The organism is Vibrio cortegadensis (genome assembly GCF_024347395.1).
GTDB classification, from domain to species: domain Bacteria; phylum Pseudomonadota; class Gammaproteobacteria; order Enterobacterales; family Vibrionaceae; genus Vibrio; species Vibrio cortegadensis.
Map to the genome: position 1 here is coordinate 1020715 of NZ_AP025473.1, position 19570 is coordinate 1040284.

At 42.4% G+C, this 19570-nt stretch carries 13 protein-coding genes; 5 read left to right on the forward strand and 8 right to left on the reverse strand.

Annotated elements, in window-relative coordinates; all coding sequences use genetic code 11:
- Positions 1 to 39: 39 nt before the first annotated feature.
- Both secD and secF read left to right on the forward strand, forming a co-directional pair.
- A complete protein-coding gene (secD, locus tag OCV39_RS18785; RefSeq protein ID WP_261889682.1) occupies positions 40 to 1875 on the forward strand; it encodes a protein translocase subunit SecD in 1836 nt (611 codons plus the stop codon).
- A complete protein-coding gene (secF, locus tag OCV39_RS18790) occupies positions 1875 to 2777 on the forward strand; it encodes a protein translocase subunit SecF (RefSeq protein ID WP_017051223.1) in 903 nt (300 codons plus the stop codon). Before secD ends, secF begins: the two co-directional genes overlap by 1 nt.
- A gap of 117 nt (positions 2778 to 2894) precedes the next feature.
- On the opposite strand, the gene OCV39_RS18795 is transcribed toward secF, so the two are convergent.
- From OCV39_RS18795 to napF, 6 genes are all read right to left on the reverse strand, one after another.
- A complete protein-coding gene (locus tag OCV39_RS18795; protein ID WP_017051224.1) occupies positions 2895 to 3029 on the reverse strand; it encodes a TIGR02808 family protein in 135 nt (44 codons plus the stop codon).
- 13 nt (positions 3030 to 3042) lie between these two features.
- A complete protein-coding gene (locus OCV39_RS18800; RefSeq protein WP_017051225.1) occupies positions 3043 to 3618 on the reverse strand; it encodes a NapC/NirT family cytochrome c in 576 nt (191 codons plus the stop codon).
- A gap of 30 nt (positions 3619 to 3648) precedes the next feature.
- The gene (locus OCV39_RS18805; protein WP_113798026.1) at positions 3649 to 4107 is read right to left on the reverse strand and encodes a nitrate reductase cytochrome c-type subunit; all 459 of its coding nucleotides are present in this window, start codon (positions 4105 to 4107) and stop codon (positions 3649 to 3651) included.
- 84 nt (positions 4108 to 4191) lie between these two features.
- Positions 4192 to 6681 (reverse strand): periplasmic nitrate reductase subunit alpha, encoded by a 2490-nt coding sequence (napA, locus tag OCV39_RS18810; RefSeq protein WP_261889683.1) that lies wholly within the window; start codon positions 6679 to 6681, stop codon positions 4192 to 4194.
- Positions 6678 to 6983 (reverse strand): chaperone NapD, encoded by a 306-nt coding sequence (locus OCV39_RS18815; RefSeq protein WP_017051228.1) that lies wholly within the window; start codon positions 6981 to 6983, stop codon positions 6678 to 6680. The genes napA and OCV39_RS18815 overlap by 4 nt, the downstream gene beginning before the upstream one ends.
- 36 nt (positions 6984 to 7019) lie before the next feature.
- A complete protein-coding gene (gene napF, locus OCV39_RS18820) occupies positions 7020 to 7517 on the reverse strand; it encodes a ferredoxin-type protein NapF (protein WP_261889684.1) in 498 nt (165 codons plus the stop codon).
- Between the two features lie 242 nt (positions 7518 to 7759).
- Between napF and narQ the strand changes: the two genes are divergently transcribed.
- From narQ to OCV39_RS18835, 3 genes are all read left to right on the forward strand, one after another.
- Entirely contained in the window at positions 7760 to 9469 is a 1710-nt protein-coding gene (gene narQ / locus OCV39_RS18825; protein WP_017051230.1) for a nitrate/nitrite two-component system sensor histidine kinase NarQ, read from the forward strand.
- Position 9470: 1 nt separating this feature from the next.
- Complete coding sequence (locus OCV39_RS18830; protein ID WP_029203222.1) at positions 9471 to 10103, forward strand: response regulator; 633 nt, start codon at positions 9471 to 9473, stop codon at positions 10101 to 10103.
- 209 nt (positions 10104 to 10312) lie between these two features.
- Positions 10313 to 11020, forward strand: coding sequence for a substrate-binding periplasmic protein (locus tag OCV39_RS18835; RefSeq protein WP_261889685.1), 708 nt, complete (start codon positions 10313 to 10315; stop codon positions 11018 to 11020).
- A gap of 163 nt (positions 11021 to 11183) precedes the next feature.
- Here the strand turns inward: OCV39_RS18835 and OCV39_RS18840 are convergent, their stop codons facing one another.
- Complete coding sequence (locus tag OCV39_RS18840) at positions 11184 to 18350, reverse strand: Ig-like domain-containing protein (RefSeq protein WP_261889686.1); 7167 nt, start codon at positions 18348 to 18350, stop codon at positions 11184 to 11186.
- Positions 18351 to 18721: 371 nt separating this feature from the next.
- Positions 18722 to 19510, reverse strand: coding sequence for a M48 family metallopeptidase (locus OCV39_RS18845; protein ID WP_261889687.1), 789 nt, complete (start codon positions 19508 to 19510; stop codon positions 18722 to 18724).
- Positions 19511 to 19570 lie beyond the last annotated feature (60 nt).

Genomic DNA, 19570 nt, shown 5'->3' on the forward strand with positions numbered 1-19570 from the left:
TGTTTTTTGACTTGGTTCATTCCAAGGGCATTCTTATAGATGAAAGAAATGAAAAATATAAAAAATCAAAAACGCATGAACCACTATTCTATGTGGAAATATCTGGTTCTTATTGTTGCAGTGGTTCTATTGGCTCTCAGCGCCATCCCAACTTGGTACGGTGAGCAACCATCGATACAGATTCAAAGCGAGGCTCTACAGTCTTCATTATCCTCAATCACAAAACTGGATCGATTCTTAAAAGATGCAGGGGTATCAGCGCAGGAAATTACACAAAATAAAGAGCAAATGACTTTGGTTTTTCGAGACGAAGATACCCAGAGTCGAGCACGTAAAATATTAGATTCAGCCATTACACAAGCGGATGGTATTACCTATTCGTATGTCTCTGTTGCCCCTAAGTGGCTTGGGGAGTTAGGCTTCAATCCGATAAAACTTGGGCTTGATCTTAGAGGAGGAGTGCAGTTTTTACTTAACGTAGATGTAGACCAAGCTTTTTCAGAACAACGAGATGCCATTCAAGATGAAGTGAGAGAGATGCTGCGTGCTGAACATTTACGCGGAGTAAAAGTGGTAAGCCGAGGTGTTGATGGATTTCTCGTAAGTGCGAAGTCAGCTGATCATCTTAATCGTATTCGTGAATACTTAAATAAAAGCTATCCAAATTGGGTTGTTAAGCGTTCATCTGGTCAATTGTTAATTCAACCATCACAACAAAATAAGACTGAGTTTCAAACCATCACGCTGCAACAGAACTTAAAAATTATGCGTGGAAGGATTGAAGAGTTAGGTATTACTGAAGCTTTAGTCCAGCGACAAGGTGAGCACTCGATTCGGATTGAATTACCTGGCGTACAAGATCCATCACAAGCAAAAAATGTGATAGGTGCGACTGCCAGTCTTGCATTTCATCAAGCTAAATCCCCTTCAGAAGCAAAAACAAGCCGTGACATCACTTTGGCTGACAACGATGGCGCGTCGGTAACCTTGGTAAAGAAAGCGATTTTGACCGGTGAACATATCGTCAATGCAAGAGCGAGTTTTGACAAGATGGGTCGGGCAGAGGTGGATATTTCACTGGATCACGCCGGTGGCAAAATCATGAGTGACTTCTCTGGAAAGCACATTGGAAAACCAATGGCTACGGTCTATCGGGAGTACACTCTAGATGCGCAAGGTAACTCACAACGAAGTGAGAAAGTGATTAGCGTTGCGACTATTCAATCACAGCTTGGTAGTCAATTCAGAATCACAGGGGCAGGAACCATTGACGAAGCTCAACAACTTGCGCTTTTACTTCGTGCGGGTTCGTTGACTGCTCCAGTAACCATTGTGGAAGAGAGAACGATCGGCGCATCACTTGGCGCTGAAAATATTCACAATGGTTTTGCAGCGCTAGCTCTAGGGATGGGTTTGACCCTTGCGTTCATGGCGCTTTGGTACCGCAGGTTAGGATGGATTGCGAATGTCGCTTTAGTGGCGAATATGGTCTGTTTACTCGGCATGGTCGCTTTGTTACCTGGTGCAGTTTTAACATTACCTGGTATTGCTGGATTGGTTTTAACTGTCGGTATGGCTGTTGATACCAACGTTCTCATTTTTGAAAGGATAAGAGACAAACTAGCAGAAGGACGGAATTTTGCACAAGCCATCGATCAAGGATTTAGTTCTGCGATAAGCACTATTTTGGATGCAAACATTACCACAATGATCACGGCTGTCATTCTGTACTCAATGGGAAATGGGCCAATTCAAGGCTTTGCTTTAACGCTTGGGTTGGGGCTTATTACGAGTATGTTTACAGGCGTGTTCGCTTCACGAGCAATGATCAATCTAATTTGGGGCCGTGATAGCCGCCGCGATGTAAGGGTGTAATGATGAATCAGATAAAAAGTAATATTCGCAAAATTCGCTATTTCACTAGCTATGTATCGATTGCGTTAATGGCGGTTTCATTACTCGCTCTAGGGGCTAGAGGGCTGAATATGGGACTCGATTTTACGGGTGGAATGGTGACTGAGATTCAAGTAGATGCCAGTGTCGATAGCCACCAACTGCTCTCCTCATTGACTCCTGAATTGGGTGAAGAGACAAGAGTAACACCATCTGGAGAAGTGGGGCGCTGGGTAATTCGTTACGCTATACCTGAACTAGGCGCTGATGTTCCAAATATTGAACCTCTATTGGCTCCAATATCTAACCATGTTGAAGTGGTTAGCAATAGCATGGTTGGCTCTCAAGTGGGCCAAGATTTAGTTGATCAAGGCGGGCTCGCATTGTTGATCTCCCTTTTATGCATTTTGGGTTATTTATGTTTCCGTTTTGAATGGAGACTCGCAAGCGGTTCATTATTGGCACTATTGCATGATGTGGTACTGGTTTTAGGCTTCTTTGCACTGACTCAAATGGAATTTAACTTAACCGTATTTGCAGCCATACTCGCCATACTCGGTTACTCCTTAAATGATTCAATTATCATAGCCGATAGGGTGCGAGAGCTTCTTGTTGCAAAACAGTCGTTATCAACAAAAGAGATTAACGATCAAGCTGTTGTTGCAACGTTTTCTCGCACTATGGTGACATCAGGAACAACGTTAATTACCGTTGGCGCATTATGGCTTATGGGGGGGAGTGCGTTAGAAGGTTTTTCTACCGCAATGTTTATCGGTATTCTGACCGGAACATGGTCTTCAATCTCGATAGGGACAGTGCTGCCTGAGTGGTTAAAGTTGGAGCCTAAACATTATTTGCCCGTGGAAGTCGATTCTGCACCTTAGGCAAATCGATGGTTTACCCTAGATAAAAGAAAACCCCGAATTAACGGGGTTTTCTTAAAATGAAAGAGGAGCTACAAAATAGGCAAAATCATATCTCCTCAACCATTGCTTTTTTACTTAGACTTCTTTGTCTTTTCCTAGAGAAAGGAATCCAACAGAGATGGCAGCAACAACAGCGAATCCGCTTAAAATAATCACGGGCATTGCACTGTAGCCAAGAATATGCCAAATAACTGATTCTAAAGTACTCATTCTGTAACTCCTATTACCAGCCTTCAACGCCGCTCATGTCTGGAAGTTTATGTGCAATACCTTTGTGGCAATCTACACACGTTTTTTCACCTGAAGCGAGTGCGGTAGAGTGTTGTTTAACACTACGTGGGCCTTGCTCAGAAAAGTCCATAAATTCAAATTCATGACAGTTACGACACTCTTGAGAATTGTTACTCTTCATTCGATGCCATTCTCGTTCTGCTAGGTGTGAACGTCTTGCTTTGAACTTCTCGTCAGTACCGATGGTATCAGTAACAAAGTAAGCAAAAAGCTCTTTAGACGCTTGAACTTTACGTACTATTTTGTCTGTCCAGTTGTGTGGAACGTGACAGTCAGAACAGATAGCTCGTACACCTGAACGGTTCGAGTAGTGAACCGTTTCTTGGATTTCAGCAACGATAGGGGCATGACAACCAGAACAGAATTCTTCCGTATTAGTTGCTTCCATACCCGTGTTGAATGCACCCCAGAAAAGAAGACCACCAGCAAATCCCATAAATAGAACAACACCTACAGCTGCTTTACTTGGGCTTCTTAATCTGGTCCAAAACGCTTTTAATAATTTCATATATAGCCTCTCTTATGCCTTTGGCTATGATTATTTTAATGAATCAACGCGTTGGAATTCATTCTCAACTAATGGTTTAGCATCAGCTTGAGGAACGTGACATTGCAGACAGAAGTAACGACGAGGTGATACATCTGAAAGCACTTGGTCTTCGCGGTTCATGTAGTGAGTGACACTAATTTTAGTTGCACCCATCTCTTTAGCGTTTTTCCAGCTGTGACAAGAAAGACATTTGTTCGCATTAAGAGACACTTCGTAGTTACGAATTGTGTGTGGAACAAGAGGTGGCTGATATACGTAGTCACTGTCTAATGTTACGTGATCTCTTGGGAAACGTTTAAAATCGTCTGCCGCACGTGTTACTTCAAGTTCAGAAGCTCCACGTAGGGATTCTACGCCACCAATACCGCCTGGGTTATCAAGCTCAGCTTGAGCAACACCAGTCATCAAAGCACCGATTGATAAAAGGGCAATAATCAGTTTTTTCATGTTTATTTCTCCGCCTTATGGCTAATTCTTTGATTGGCAACCTAAGACTCTAGGTTGCCAGTGCAATCATTTCTGTTCTGGTGCTTAAGATACTTTCGTGATCTTAACCGGACACTTCTTAAAGTCTGTCTGTTTAGACAGTGGGTCCGTAGCATCAAGGATCAGTTTGTTGATCAGAATGCGAGCATCAAAGAACGGTACAAATACCAATCCTTGCGGTGGACGGTTACGACCGCGAGTTTCCACTCGAACTCGAACTTCACCACGAGCGTTCTCCATTAGAACTTCATCACCTCTGCGTAAACCACGTGCTTTTGCATCAGCAGGGTGGATGTAACAAAGTGCATCAGGAACGGCTTTGTAAAGCTCAGGAACACGACGAGTCATTGTGCCTGTATGCCAGTGTTCAAGTACACGTCCAGTACATAGCCACAAGTCATATTCTTTATTTGGTACTTCCGGTGGCGCTTCGTATGGTGCTGAAATGATCAGAGCCTTGCCATCTGGTTTACCATAGAATTCCCATCCAGCACCTTTCTTAACATACGGGTCAGAGCCTTCTTTGAAACGCCATTTAGTTTCTTTGCCATCAACAACAGGCCAGCGTAAACCACGTACGTTGTGGTAAACGTCGTATGGTGCTAAATCGTGACCGTGACCGCGACCAAATTCTGCGTACTCTTCGAATAGGCCTTTTTGTACGTAGTAACCGAAGTGGTGTGCATCGTCGTTCAATTCACGAGCTTCTTCGATAGGGAATTTATCTACTTGACCGTTTTTGTACAGCATATCGTACATAGTTTTGCCACGGTACTCAGGTGCTTTTGCAAGCAACTCTTCAGGCCAAACGTCTTCCATTTTGAAGCGCTTAGAGAACTCCATTACTTGCCATGAATCTGACTTCGCTTCACCAACTGTACCCACTTGTTGATACCAAGCTTGTGTACGACGTTCAGCGTTACCGTAAGCACCTTCTTTTTCTACCCACATTGCGGTTGGAAGAATCAAGTCAGCCGCTTGAGCGGTTGCTGTTGGGTAAGGGTCAGAAACAACGATGAAGTTTTCAGGGTTACGGTAACCAGGCAAACGTTCAGCATTAATATTTGGACCCGCTTGCATATTGTTATTACATTGAACCCAGTAAGCGTTGATCTTACCGTCATTCAACATACGGTCTTGTTTAACCGCGTGAGCACCAGGCTTCGCAGGAATCGTTCCTTCAGGAAGTTTCCAGATTTTTTCAGCAATAGCACGGTGTTTAGGGTTTTTAACCACCATATCCGCAGGAAGACGATGTGAGAATGTACCAACTTCACGAGCTGTACCACACGCTGATGGCTGACCTGTAAGTGAGAACGGGCTGTTACCTGGAGTCGCAATTTTACCTGTAAGAAGGTGGATATTGTACACCAAGCTGTTCATCCAAACGCCACGAGTATGTTGGTTCATACCCATTGTCCAAAGTGACATGACTTTGATGTTTGGATCAGCATATTGTTTAGCAAGCTCAATCAGTTTCTCAACAGAAACGCCTGACATTTCAGAAGCTTTCTCTGCTGTATAAGAAGCAACAGAAGCTTTGTAACCTTCAAAATCAAGTGGGTGCAGTTTACCAACGTTCGGGTTTGCTGCTTTCACTTGAAGTGGATCGTCATCACGTAGGCCGTAACCGATATCAGTCGTTGCTTGCTTGAAGTTCGTGTGCTTGTTTACGAAGTCCCAATTTACAGCATCGTTTTGGATGATGTAGTTAGCAATGAAGTTAGCGATAGCAAGGTCAGACTGTGGTTCAAAAATGTAACCAGTATCTGCTAGTTCAAATGAACGGTGGTAATAAGTAGAGAGTACATTCACTTTTACGTGTGGATGGCTTAAACGACGGTCAGTGATACGAGTCCATAATACAGGGTGCATTTCTGCCATGTTAGAACCCCACAGAACGAATGCATCTGCGTGTTCGAAATCGTCATAACAGCCCATTGGCTCATCGATACCGAAAGTACGCATGAAGCCACCTACAGCAGAAGCCATACAGTGACGAGCGTTTGGATCGATGTTGTTTGAACGGAAACCCGCTTTCATCATTTTAGCGGCGGCGTAACCTTCCATTACTGTCCACTGACCTGAACCGAACATGCCAATACCCGTTGGGCCATGTTTTTTCAGTGCCGCTTTCCATTTTTCAGCCATTGTATCGAAAGCAACATCCCAAGAAACAGGTGCGAAATCACCGTCTTTGTCATATTTGCCATCTTTCATACGAAGAAGAGGAGTTTCAAGACGGTCTTTGCCATACATGATTTTTGACAGGAAGTAACCTTTAATACAGTTGAGGCCTTTGTTTACAGGTGCTTCTGGGTCACCCTGTGTCGCAACAACCTTACCGTTTTGAGTACCAATCAGAACAGAACAGCCTGTACCACAAAAACGACAAGCCGCTTTATCCCATGTTATTTTTGTTTGGTCTGAACTAGCGATCAGATTCGTAGCAGTAGCTGGCAATGTTACGCCCGCAACCGCTGCCGCTGATGCAGCTGCATTTGCTTTCACAAATGCACGTCTTGTCATTTTCATACTTCACCCTCAATTTGGGAATGGTTAGTTCCAGTGTCTGTATCCATATCGTCTAGGTCGGTTTCGATTTGGTGGTAAACCAAAGCAGTGCCTAAAACATTTGGTAAATCGTTGATCGCTTCTATAGTGTCGGTTACATAACCTTGGTTTTCGGTTTCCAACACCACAACTATTTTTCCTTTAGGACTATCGCCATAGATTTCTGCATTTTCGAATTGTTCGATTTGCGCTTTGATCTCAGCTAAGTGTTCAGGAGCAACATGCACAACCAAACTTGAAATATGCACTTCATTTAGTGCCATAAATTACTCTCGTTATTATCGCCGAAGCGAATGTTATTATAGTTTTTCGCCTTGGCGAACATTGCTCACATTGATGGCTGAAGTAGGGCAAACGGCAACACAAGCACCACAGCCACTGCATTCATCAACGTTAATTTTTGGGTTCGCAACTCGACCTACTTGTAGATCAAATTGAATTGCCATGGGCTCACACATATCCCCACAGCTTCGACATTCCACATTTTGGTTCGCTAAGCACTTTTCGCTGATACTTGCTTTTGCATCCCAAGCTGGTTCATCTTGTGTTTTAAAAATCGGTTCTGGACACACTTCTGCGCATTGATAGCAAAATGTGCATTCATCGATAGAAAAGTCAACGGTAGGGAACCCTCCATCACCACTAACAATTATTTTGGTCTCACATACATTCAAACATTTGCCACATCGAGTGCAATCTTCGATGAAGTTTTCTTGTTTTTGAATCCACGGTAAGCGAACCAAACTACTATCAACGTTTTTTCTTGAAAATAAGCGTCTTCTAGATAGGTCAACCACTTAGTACATCCTAAGTATAGTAATAGTGCTAAAAGTGTAGGTTATTTTTCCATTAACATACTTTCATTTTTACTAATACAAATTGTAGTTTTAGAAATATTTGTATAAATACCCCTTAAGGGCTAATTAATGTTGGATGTTGTTTTAGATCAATAAATTCCGTGGCTGTTGATCACATATTGATAGGGTTAATATCAGAGGCGTGGCAAAATGAATGTAATTGAAATTTTTGGAGCTTCATTTTGCTGAACAAACCAGTTCAATCTGTAACCAATACGATAGCTAAAGCTTTAGTACTAATTTTGCTACTTTCTGTCGCAACTACAGGGTTTGCAATCATCACTTTGGCATCTAGTCTGAATGATGCAGAAGCCGTGAATGTAGCTGGTTCCATGAGGATGCAAAGTTATCGTTTGTCCCATGATATTCAAACTAAATCGGTCGATTACGGTGCCCATATTGCCGAGTTTGAAAACTCACTATATTCACCATCAATGAAAGCATTACAGGGTTGGACCGTTCCAAAAGATATCACCATGGACTACTACCGAGTGATAGTTCGTTGGCATGAATTGAAAGACGTGTTACGCAGCAAAGATAAGAGTCAGTATTTAGTATTAGTCGCCAATTTTGTGACTGAAATTGATGGCTTCGTATTCAAATTACAACAGTTTTCTGAACTGAAATTAATCAAACTCGCTTGGGCTGGAGGGTTCGGGTTAGGTGGCATTCTGATTGTTTCATTTTTCGTTGTTCATTTTGTTCGTAAAGAAGTCGTCAAACCACTGAATGCATTAGTTATAGCGAGTGAACAAATTAAAAATCGCAGCTTTGATGTCAAATTGAATGTGACCAGTAATAATGAGTTAGGGATTTTGACTCGAACGTTCAATACAATGGCTGATGATTTGGGGAAAATGTACCTAGGTTTAGAACTTGCGGTAAATGAAAAAACCCATAAATTGCAGCACGCAAATCAATCATTAGAAGTTTTATATAACTCTTCACAAGAGCTAACAGGTGCCCGGATCAGCCAAGATAATTTTCACGCTATACTGCAGCATATTGTGAGTTTAGAAGGTATTCGGGCGGCTAAATTAGAGATCACGGATGTCGGTGGCAGAGCTCTTTTTATCGAAGAGGGTGTCGTGAGTTCAAGTACGGGTCATAAATCTGAGTTGCAAGTGGATGGTAATCATCTCGGGTTCTTATACTGCGAGTATGGCCTGCCTTGCCCGGATCAAACTTTGATAGACAATTTTGTCCAGATCTTGTCGCGTGCAGTTTATTACAACCAAGCACAGAAACAGGCAGAGCAACTCATTTTGATGGAAGAAAGGGCAACTATCGCTCGAGAGCTTCATGATTCCTTGGCTCAGTCACTGTCTTATTTAAAGATCCAAGTTACATTACTCAAAAGAGTTATTGGTAAATGCCCTGTGCACTCAAATAGTGAGCGAACCGCTCTTATACTAGAAGATCTTGGAGAGGGCCTTTCAGGGGCATATACCCAATTAAGGGAGTTGTTAACGACCTTTAGATTAACAATAAAAGAGGGCAGTTTTGGTGAAGCATTAGTTGAGATGACGCGACAGTTAGCGGAACAAACGGATGCAAAAATTACATTGGCGAACCATTTGTCATCAGTAGAACTTGATGCTCATGAACAAGTTCACCTACTCCAGTTGATCCGCGAAGCGACAATTAACGGGATAAAACACGCCAAAGCCCAAAACATAGAGATTTTGTGCGAACTTTCAAGTGATGAGGTCATGATTAAAATAAGTGATGATGGTGTCGGTTTTGATCTCCAAGATCCGCAATTAAATCACTATGGCATGAGTATCATGCAGGAACGCTCCTCTCGTTTGAATGGTAAATTAGAAGTTAACAGCTCTAAAGGCAACGGGTGTGAAATCATTTTAAAATACAGAAGTACTAAGGAATTATAATTTGACCACGTGTAAAGTGATGCTAGTGGACGATCATCCTCTGATGAGAAGAGGGATAAGCCAACTACTTGGTTTTGAAGATGAATTTGAAGTCGTTGCAGAAGTTAGCAACGGTGCAGATGCTGTGGCAAAAGCTCATGAGATGGACCTCGATTTAATCCTGCTGGATCTCAATATGAAAGGGATGTCGGGTTTAGATACATTAAAAGCGCTGAGAACCGACGGTTCAGAGGCTCAAATTGTTATCTTGACTGTATCTGATAGCCCTGCCGATATCGAAGCGATTGTTAAGGCCGGTGCTGATGGCTATTTATTGAAAGATACAGAACCGGACGAATTAATAGAATTACTTAAAAAAGCGCATGATGGCAGTAAAGCTTACAGTGATGTCGTTGCGCGTTACTTGGCAGACAGTGAGTCAAGAGATGATGTATTTACTCAACTCACAGAGCGTGAAACTCAAATATTGCAAGAAGTTGCAAAAGGCTTTCGAAATAAGCAGATTGCAGAGCGCTTATTTATCTCAGAGTCAACGGTAAAAGTACACATGAAGAGCTTACTTAAAAAGCTTCAAGTTCCCTCACGTACAGCGGCAACAGTTCTCTACCTTGAGCGTTTCGGTGAGATGAAGTAATTGAAATAACCACTCATAAGGTGCGATAGGCTAAAGGCACACTCGGTTGTATTTTGATTTTATGGATACAATTAGTGTTATTTATAAATGTGTGCCATGCTTAGTCTCTTTTGCATGACTCAGTTCGAGTCAATGCTCTATTATGGGTTTTTGTTTCAATGAGGTTGAACCGTTTTCATTACTGCATATTCTTGATTGCGCTGGTTCCAATGAGCTCAATTGCAGTAACGTCTAAAACATCAAATCATAACACTGTCCGGTTTGCCATCGGAGAGTGGGTTCCTTATACACATAATACTCCCCAATCAGGGCTACTTGAAAAAGTGGTATCGAGCGCCTTTAAATTGCGTGGTTATGATGTCACTTTCGATTACCTTCCTTGGTTACGAAGTGCAAAATTAGTTCAGCATTCTAAATATGATGCCACTTTCCCTTGGTACTCAACTGACGATCGTCGTGAAAACTATCTATTTTCACAGCAATCCATTCTTGATGTAAAAACACTTCTTTTTTATCACATAGATGCCAAGTTTGATTGGCAGTCTTTGCAAGATTTAAAACAATATAATATCGGAGCGGTTGAAGGGTATTCATCGACTAAATTTATTCAGAAAGGCGGAGTTGAAACCATAGATGCTGCGTCATTGGAAGAAAATGCCTACAAACTCTATCGACACCGTATTGACGCTTTCGCAGTAGAAAAAAGAGTTGGAATGCGCTTGATTCATCAAATCTCAGATGATGCTTCAAATACGATCAAAATACACGATAAGCCATTAATGAATGAGCCAATGTACGTGCTTTTTCCTAAAACGGAGAAAGGAGAGTCGCTTCGTAAAGTATTTGATAGTGCGCTTGGTGAATTGAAAAGCAGTGGTTGCTATTCAAAGATTTTAGCCGGTGAAGATTGTGTGTAGAGCCTGAATGTTGAGGGCTAGTGTGGTCGGTATGTCACTGCTATATCTTAATATTTTTACTGTATGCTAAAAATACCGCTCATTCTGAAATGAGCGGTATTTATTAGGCTTAATACTTTTTAGATCGATAACGACTTGTTAAAACTCAGCATTAAACTGTTGGTTAGTTAGAGTGGTCATCGTGTCCATAGTCCACGTTATTTTCTAACTCAGCCAGAGTCCTACTACTTGGCGTTATACGTCTTTCCATCATACGCATTATGCTCAGCGTTTCCGGTTGGAAGCTCCATACATTGCCTTGTATTTCGCTACCGTCATTAAGTAATGTATCGACTCTCCAGTAGTAACTGTCGCTGTACGTTAATGGCGTGATTGCTAAACTGGTTTCGTTGTGTGATTCCGCAATCAGTGTCGAATGATCCCCATTTTCAACTAACTGGCTGTCATCACTTAGATATACTCGGTATCCGACAGTTTGGCTTTGCAGTGAAGAGTGTGTCGCCCAACGCAAAGTAGTTAGATTGTTGATATCCGTAGGTAAGCCATTTGAAGGGCTAGGGGATACCGCAGGTAATCTATTTTGATAAATTTGAGCAATTTGCTCTGCGCTAAATGCTTCATGAGCGACAACAATTTCATCAATCCCATTATTACTGGTTGTGGTATAAATTGAATCCGTTTGACCCGCTTTAGCATAAGCTCCACGACCATATGTTTGACCGGTACCAGAGGTACTGACGTAGCTAAACTCATCAGGAATAGCGATTGAACCTGCTGGTTCACCATTAATAAATCCATTCAGAGTTCGAGCGTCCCAATCCACTGTCATCGCGACATGATGCCACTCATCGCTGTTGGCCATTGATGGCACATCAGTACTGACTTCAATGAAAGGTGAGCGAGTTTCAGCGTTTTTATCGTGTATAGCAAAGCGCACTTCGTAAACGCCCTCTTCTGGAACTACGTTCGTTGAGATAACCCAACCATCGCCCATCCAACCACCAGAGGAACGGCGTCCACGACTTGCCAGCTCTTTTAAGCCTGTCATCGTGTCGTCATTACGGAACCAAATCGAGTAAGTAAAGTTCTTGTCATTTATCTCCCATACATGTGGGTGATGCTGGTGAGAGCTTGTCTGATTGATGAAGTCCTTCTGGTAAAAAGGGGCTTGGCTAAGTTGATAGCGGAAAGCTTCTCCAGATGCGCCATCTTCTACTTTGTGACTATTACAATCGAGAGGATTTTCAGCGTTGATTTCAGAATCGCCACCTTTGTAGCCCCAGTTTCGCACCTCCAATAACGGTGTAATTACGTTTGAGTAGTCAGTCTCACCCGGTTGAAGGCTGTCAGACATACTATTTGCGAATGCACCAGCGTAGGCATTTTGACACGTTTCAGCGTTTAGACTGTAGTAATCGCTAATGCCAGGCGCTTCGACATTAAGGTGTAAAATACCTCGAGTACTTTGCCCACTTTCATCTTCTAAGACGTAATACCCATCGATTAAGCCAATCCAGCCTTTTGGCGGTGTAAACGTTATCGTATTGTCGCTGTTTATCATAAACTCAGAAGCATTTGCCCCTTTTGTTGATGACTCCATTACTTCTACTTTGGTTACACGTAGTGGTGTGTTATTTGGGTCCCAGTCATTATTTAATACATTTATTGTTCTGCTCTCATCACGTAATGTTGTATAGTGATCTGGTTGAGCTACAGGGTGAACTGGCCATGTTGGGTAAGGGATGCGTTTGTGATCAAGCAGGCGGAAGCCGTTTACCCAACGATGCTCATTTTTAGCAGCGGAACTACGTTGAACGGTAATTGGAGCACTAGTCGGAACGGCGACACCACGCATTGGGTTGTTACCAAAAATACGTTCTGGATAACATTCATGCTTACAGCCCTGAATGTGTCCCATTTCATGTTGCATAGTATTTTGGTTTGCCCAGCCTGGCGTTGCTTGCCAGAACCAACCATTCGTTACACCGTGTGAGCTAGAAGGCGATACCCACCAACCCATTTCATACCAATTACTCCCTTCTTCTTCGCGTTTATCCCAGAAGTAAGTATTACTGTTGCCCCAGTTGTCACGGAACCTTGCGCGGTCAGTATTATTACCGCCCACTTCAACCATCATGTCAGAAAAAATGATTCGGTGATGATATTGACGCATAGCGGCATAATCACCATTCAAGTTATGGAACTCGGCAAACGCCATTGCTCGACCCATATCATTTTTACCGAACTCAGGATGACTGAATACTTGATAAGAGATTTGCATACCCTCATCACGGCGGAACATATGGTAATCATCGCCATTTTTAGGGATATACCACTCTTTTTCTGTCGGTTGACCACCCACGTCATTCCAGTTTGTTGTTGGAGGTGTGAGGGCTTGCTGATATTGTGCAAGACTTGGGTTGTTTGGACGACAAACAGACTTATCTTCTAGAGGTTGTTGGTAACGATTAAGAATGCTTCCATCCGCACTAAGTTCAAAGAATGGCGCGGCGTTATACCCTAGGAAAACAGAGTAACTAATACTACATTCAGGTAAAATGGCAGCGTTGATATTACTATCAGGTTCGCCAATAATTTGCCCGCGGTATGTTCTAACTTCAGGAATGCTCGCTAATCGGCTTACCCCTCCATTAGCTTCAATCTCCGGGTTAATATTGCCCAGTTGGAAGGTATTGGAGCGTAGTGAGTAACGCTGTAGAAGAACATCAACAGGTTCATCGGCATCATTGATGACTTGGTCACCATTGGTGTCTAGTGCGATCAACTTAACAACCAAGGTATCAGGAAGTTGAAGCATATGATCGTTAGGGTTTAAACCTGCATTTATCTCATCGCCATTATTGATACCGTCGCCATCGGTATCTGAATCAGCACCGTCACTTGGATCGTTTGGATTGAGGTTGTTCGCAAGTTCATCGCTGTTGCTGATGCCATCATTATCGAGATCGTCATGTAGGTCTGAGCCGTCAAATGGGTTCATTCCGTAATTGAGTTCATCTCTGTTATTAATACCATCGTTATCGCTATCATGAAGGTCTAAATCGTTTGGCATTAAAGGATCAAAACCATATTCGATTTCGAGCATGTTGTTGACACCATCACCGTCACTGTCGACTAAACTTCCGTCGCTAGGATCAAGAGGGTTTAGGCCATGATTCACTTCATCACTGTCATTAATACCATCTTTGTCAGTATCGGTATCTGTGATACTCGTATTGAAATGTTTCTCCACTGAGTCAGGAAGGCCATCCAAATCAGTATCAAATGCCATGCAAGATTCTTCAATATTCAAGCCAAACAGCATAGCTCGATCACCGTGAATCTTAATCTGTGAAACATTGCCAATTTCTGACTCCAGCTCGACAGAGAAAGGCGCTATTCCAGGTTGACTTAAATCCCAGACTGGAGATAGTTCACTATCATCACTGCGTTTTAATATTTGAGCGTAACGATTACCACTACTGCTTGAACGGCTTAAATTGGCCGTAAGCGTATAGGTAGGGCATAAGGTTTCAATTTGATATTCTAGGTTAAGATTGTTCCAAACAGAGCCTCCGTTGGAAAGTGTAATTTGCTCCCCTCCACCGTAGCCTGTCATTAATAAACTCGTACTCATGTGACGTTTTGTCGATAATTTGGACAACATATCATCGTTAAAATGAGAGTAATCTATTTCGTTACTGAGTTCATGGAAATCTTCTGTAGTAGAGGATTGGTAAGGGCTTAAATTGCTCTTATATGGGTCGGTTCCTTGTAGGCGTTCTAGCTGATCAATAACACCGTCACTATCACTGTCAGCAGGTCGTTCGTTAGGGTCGATTGGGGAGTAATTGAAACGAATTTCGTTACGGTTGTTTACACCATCACCATCATAATCTTCGATGGCATCGGAACTATCGTTAGGGTTAAGACCGAAGTGTAATTCATCACGGTTGCTGATACCGTCATTGTCTGTGTCTATCGTTGCTCCGTCAGATGGGTCAAGAGGGTCTAAGCCATAGCGAACTTCGTCTCCATCACGGATCCCATCATTGTCGGTATCGGAATTGTTTGGGTCGAGTCCTAGAACGATCTCATTATGATCCGCTAATCCATCACTATCACTGTCACTGACTGCACAATCAGCGGAGACTTGAATATCTTTGATTTGGCTATTGGATCCAGTAAATCTTAGCGTTTCAATCCCACCATTCGTAAGCGCGTCAACGTCAGCGGTTAAGGTATGACGGATGCCTTCGGCTATGCTCGTAGTTGGTACTAATTCTTGAAGGTCATTTTGACGAACAAGAGAGACAGTGCGAGTCACATTGGAACTGGTCATTCGTAGCGCATTGAAAGTTACTTGATAACTAGAGCATTGAATACCAGCTATTTGGAAATCAAGCGATTGGGTTCGACCGTAAATACCGACACTATTATGGATATCTACTTTATTTTCTCCCGCTTGTGCAATTAACTGTAAGCTTGCCGTGTCATCGGTTTTGATGGAGAGCTTCCGAAGCACTTCTTCGGTGAAGTAGCTATTGTCAGGCACACCCGCTAGTTCAGAGAAGTCCTCGTAAAGACTTACGGAATAGTCAACGACTGGAGTATTGCTTTCATCGGAATTATCACCAATACCATCATTATCGCTATCGAGTGATTCAGAGCTATCCAGCGGGAATGCGTCATCTACATCGGCTGCACCATCATTGTCGTCATCCAAGTCTTTATTATTACCGATGCCATCGCCATCAGTATCTAACCATTCAGTTGGATCGGTAGGGAAGGCATCATTTGCATCGTTGATCCCATCATTGTCACTGTCTAAGTCGGCATTGTCACCAATTCCGTCATTATCAGTATCGGTCGACTCGTTACCGTCCAATGGGAATCGATCATTACTGTCATCAACGCCATCATTGTCGTCATCAGAGTCTTCATTGTTACCGAGACCATCTTTATCAGTATCTAGACTTTCATTAGGGTCAAATGGTAGATCATCGAACTGGTCCTTAATACCATCGTTATCATCATCTAGATCTTGGTTATCACCAATACCGTCATTATCGCTATCTAGAGCTTCAGATGGATCGCGAATGAATGCATCAAAACGGTTTGGAACACCATCACCATCAGCATCTTCAACACCATCGGTAATGTCATTCGGGTTTAAACCATTGTTAATCTCTTTACGGTTACTAATACCGTCACTATCCATATCAAGTTCGGCATCAGTGGCATCACTCATATCGAGACCATACCGATATTCATCATAATTGCTGATGCCATCGTTATCTAGGTCAAGTCGCCCATCTTCAAAGTAGTGGGGGTTTAAACCTGCGTTGATTTCTATATTATTTGGGATGCCGTCTCCATCAGCATCTGTAACACCATCGTTAGGATCTAAAGGGTTAAAATTGTGGCTAAACTCATCTTGGTTGTTGATGCCGTCACCATCGGTATCGGCTTGAGCACCATCGGTATTGTCTGTTGGATTCAACCCTAACTGATACTCAACATTATCTGCAAGACCATCATCATCGGTATCTGTTTTTTTAGGGTCGGTACCAAGTGAGGCTTCAAGAGTATCGGGTAGAGTGTCTAAGTCCCAGTCTGTTAGATTACACTGTGCGGAGATACCGATGTCACTCAACCACATTCGAACGCCGCTTACCGAAATTGTGTCGAGATGATCAGTGGCATTAATTGGGTATTCGTACCATTGGGTAGGTAAACCTGAGAGAACTTTAGTTGGTTGTATGACCTGGCCATCTTCAAAGCGTGAAATGGTGATAGAGCCACCTCTACCGCTCGAAGTATTAAAACGAGTTTTGAGTGTGTAACTTTCACAAAGTACATTTTTAATATCGAAGTTAGCGTTTAGATCATCAAATATAGCGAAACCACTATCACGATCGTATCGACCACCTACGTAGCTTGACCAAGCAAGGCTTGTTTGGTTTTGTTCTTTTGGTGTGACTCGGGCAAAACCTTCATCAGTAATGAAATCACTATCATTTAGACCGATTTCAGAAAAGTTTTCATTGAGGTCAATCGAGTAATCTATTAGGTTCGATCGAGTAGGGTCGGTCCCTTGAAGACGTTCTTTTTCATCACTCCAACCATCACCGTCAGAATCAATACCATTATCAGGGTTAGTAGGAAGCGTATCGTCTACATCAGGCAATCCATCGTTGTCATCGTCTAAATCAGCGTTGTTGCCAATGCCGTCATTATCTGTATCAATTGACTCAGAAGGGTCATTGATAAAGGCATCTCTACCGTTATTGACACCATCACCGTCGCTATCCACATCTGCGCCATCGCTACTATCACGAGGATTTAGACCGTTAGTTACTTCAATTAAGTTTGTTAAACCATCGCTGTCAGCATCTTCATTAGCATCTTGCGCATTTGTTAAATCAAAGCGATGTTGGTATTCAGCAAGGTTGCTCATACCATCTTGATCAATATCTAAATTCGCATCGTCACTATTGTTAGGATTCAGACCAACAGCGATTTCAAAACCATCAGGAATCTCATCGCCATCACTATCAATGATGAAATTAGGATCAGTGCCACTTTGGTATTCTAGATTATCATTAATACCATCACCGTCAGAGTCGACTCTTAGAGGATCGGTTCCAATTTGTTTTTCCAGTTGATCTGGCAAAGTATCGAGGTCGGAATCGAGTAAATCGCATTGCGCATCTACATTGACTCGCCCAAGCCACAAACGTTTACCATCAACTTTTATATTTTCTATTGTATCAGAGCCTGTGAGGGTAAAGGTTTCATCTAATGGTTGTTTTATGCCTGAAATATCGGTTAATGGCTTAATTTCATGACCATCGTTTAGGCGGTTAATCGTGATGGTACGCTCTTTATTTCTGCTCGAACGGAAATATTGAGTCGTTAGGTCATACTTGTCACACAGGATATTATCCAGTTTGATGTTGATAGAGAAGTCATGGAAAATTGCAAAACCCTCGTGGCGGTCATAACGAATGGGACCAACAGGGTTTGTGAAGTGTAATGAGGTGAATTGGTTTTTTTTTGTTGATAACTTGCTGATGTGATGAGCTTTGACGCGATTGCTATCGGGGATATCAATTTCACTGAAATCTTCTTCAATGGCAACTTGGTAGTTTAAAAGATTTGAAATGGTTGGATTACTACCTAGCCGTTTTTCTTCGGAATCTGTGATGCCATCACTGTCACTATCTAGATTGGGAGGGGCGGATCCAGCGTGGGCGCTAGTTTGTCCCCATGCTAACATGAGTGCCAGAGTTAAGACTGACGGCTTAAAGAAGGTTGAACTCTTCATATAGTCCTCAACTTGAATGTAAATTGCGAGATGTTTTATAGAATGCGCACGTTCCAAACTTAATGGAATCTTGTACTCTATGTAGGATTGCACAGGTTGTTTGAGCTATAGAGTACGGGATGCGTAATTTTTGATATTCACCCCAGTTATGGATTTCATTTAGAACAAATATTGATCTTCATTACAAACAAGGTGATTTTTATTTCATGGAGGCAGTACGAGGTCTTACCAGTAAAATCAATGAGATATATGAGGTAGCTAGCATAAGGATGAGTTATATATGATGAATAAAAAACTCCATCACTTAGGCGGTGACAGAGTTTGATAAGCTGAAATTAGTCTGGCTCTTGAGCTGTTGATTCGGATGAAATTTATGAGCAGTTGGGGTGCGGTGTACCATAATTTGGCAGTTGAGAGATTTTCACCTGCAAATCTTTTATTCTTGTACTGTGAGAAGGGTGGGTAGATAGCAATTCAGGTGGTTGACTCCCTCCCGATGCTTTCGCCATGTTTTTCCACAAATCTATGCTCTGTATTGGATCAAAACCAGCTTTCGCCATGAACTCTAACCCTACAATGTCGGCTTCAGATTCTTGTGTTCTGCCATAAGGTAAAACAACACCATATTGAACACCTAAGCCGAGCGCTGACATGGTGATTTTTTGGTACTGTTTATACTCAGACGCACCGAGCGCGGCACTCGTGAGTTGCAACCCCGCATTCGCCAACTGAGATTGGGATAAACGCTCGTTACTGTGGTCTGCCAATACATGCGCAACTTCATGTCCAATAACGGTCGCAAGCTGATCTTGATTCTTAGCGACGTTCAATAGCCCAGTGTATACACCTATCTTTCCACCGGGGAGAGCAAAAGCATTGACTTGATCGCTATCAAACACCACCACTTCCCATTCAGTGACCCCTGGCTGTTTAGGGACATATTGAGTGATACTATTCGCTACACACTGTACGTAAGCATTTACCTTTTTGTCTGCACTGATCGGCTGTTCTTTTTTCATCTGCTCGAAAGAATTTGCTCCGAGTTTCGACATATCTTGATCAGAAAAAAGTAGAAGTTGATTTCGTCCCGTAGGAGAGGCGCTACAAGCTGTAAGCCCCATAAGAGCGACTAAAACAGAAGCTTTAAACAATGTTGCCATTTATAATCCCTATATCGCGTGGCGTTATCATCTGATAATGATACCATTTATAACTATCTA

Coding starts and splice junctions, on each gene's coding strand:
- OCV39_RS18815 (WP_017051228.1), bottom strand. CDS start 6,983: ATGGCACTAAATGAAGTGCATATTTCAAGTTTGGTTGTGCATGTTGCT.
- OCV39_RS18845 (WP_261889687.1), bottom strand. CDS start 19,510: ATGGCAACATTGTTTAAAGCTTCTGTTTTAGTCGCTCTTATGGGGCTT.
- OCV39_RS18835 (WP_261889685.1), top strand. CDS start 10,313: ATGAGCTCAATTGCAGTAACGTCTAAAACATCAAATCATAACACTGTC.
- secF (WP_017051223.1), top strand. CDS start 1,875: ATGATGAATCAGATAAAAAGTAATATTCGCAAAATTCGCTATTTCACT.
- OCV39_RS18805 (WP_113798026.1), bottom strand. CDS start 4,107: ATGAAAAAACTGATTATTGCCCTTTTATCAATCGGTGCTTTGATGACT.
- napA (WP_261889683.1), bottom strand. CDS start 6,681: ATGAAAATGACAAGACGTGCATTTGTGAAAGCAAATGCAGCTGCATCA.
- OCV39_RS18840 (WP_261889686.1), bottom strand. CDS start 18,350: ATGAAGAGTTCAACCTTCTTTAAGCCGTCAGTCTTAACTCTGGCACTC.
- OCV39_RS18800 (WP_017051225.1), bottom strand. CDS start 3,618: ATGAAATTATTAAAAGCGTTTTGGACCAGATTAAGAAGCCCAAGTAAA.
- OCV39_RS18795 (WP_017051224.1), bottom strand. CDS start 3,029: ATGAGTACTTTAGAATCAGTTATTTGGCATATTCTTGGCTACAGTGCA.
- secD (WP_261889682.1), top strand. CDS start 40: ATGAAAGAAATGAAAAATATAAAAAATCAAAAACGCATGAACCACTAT.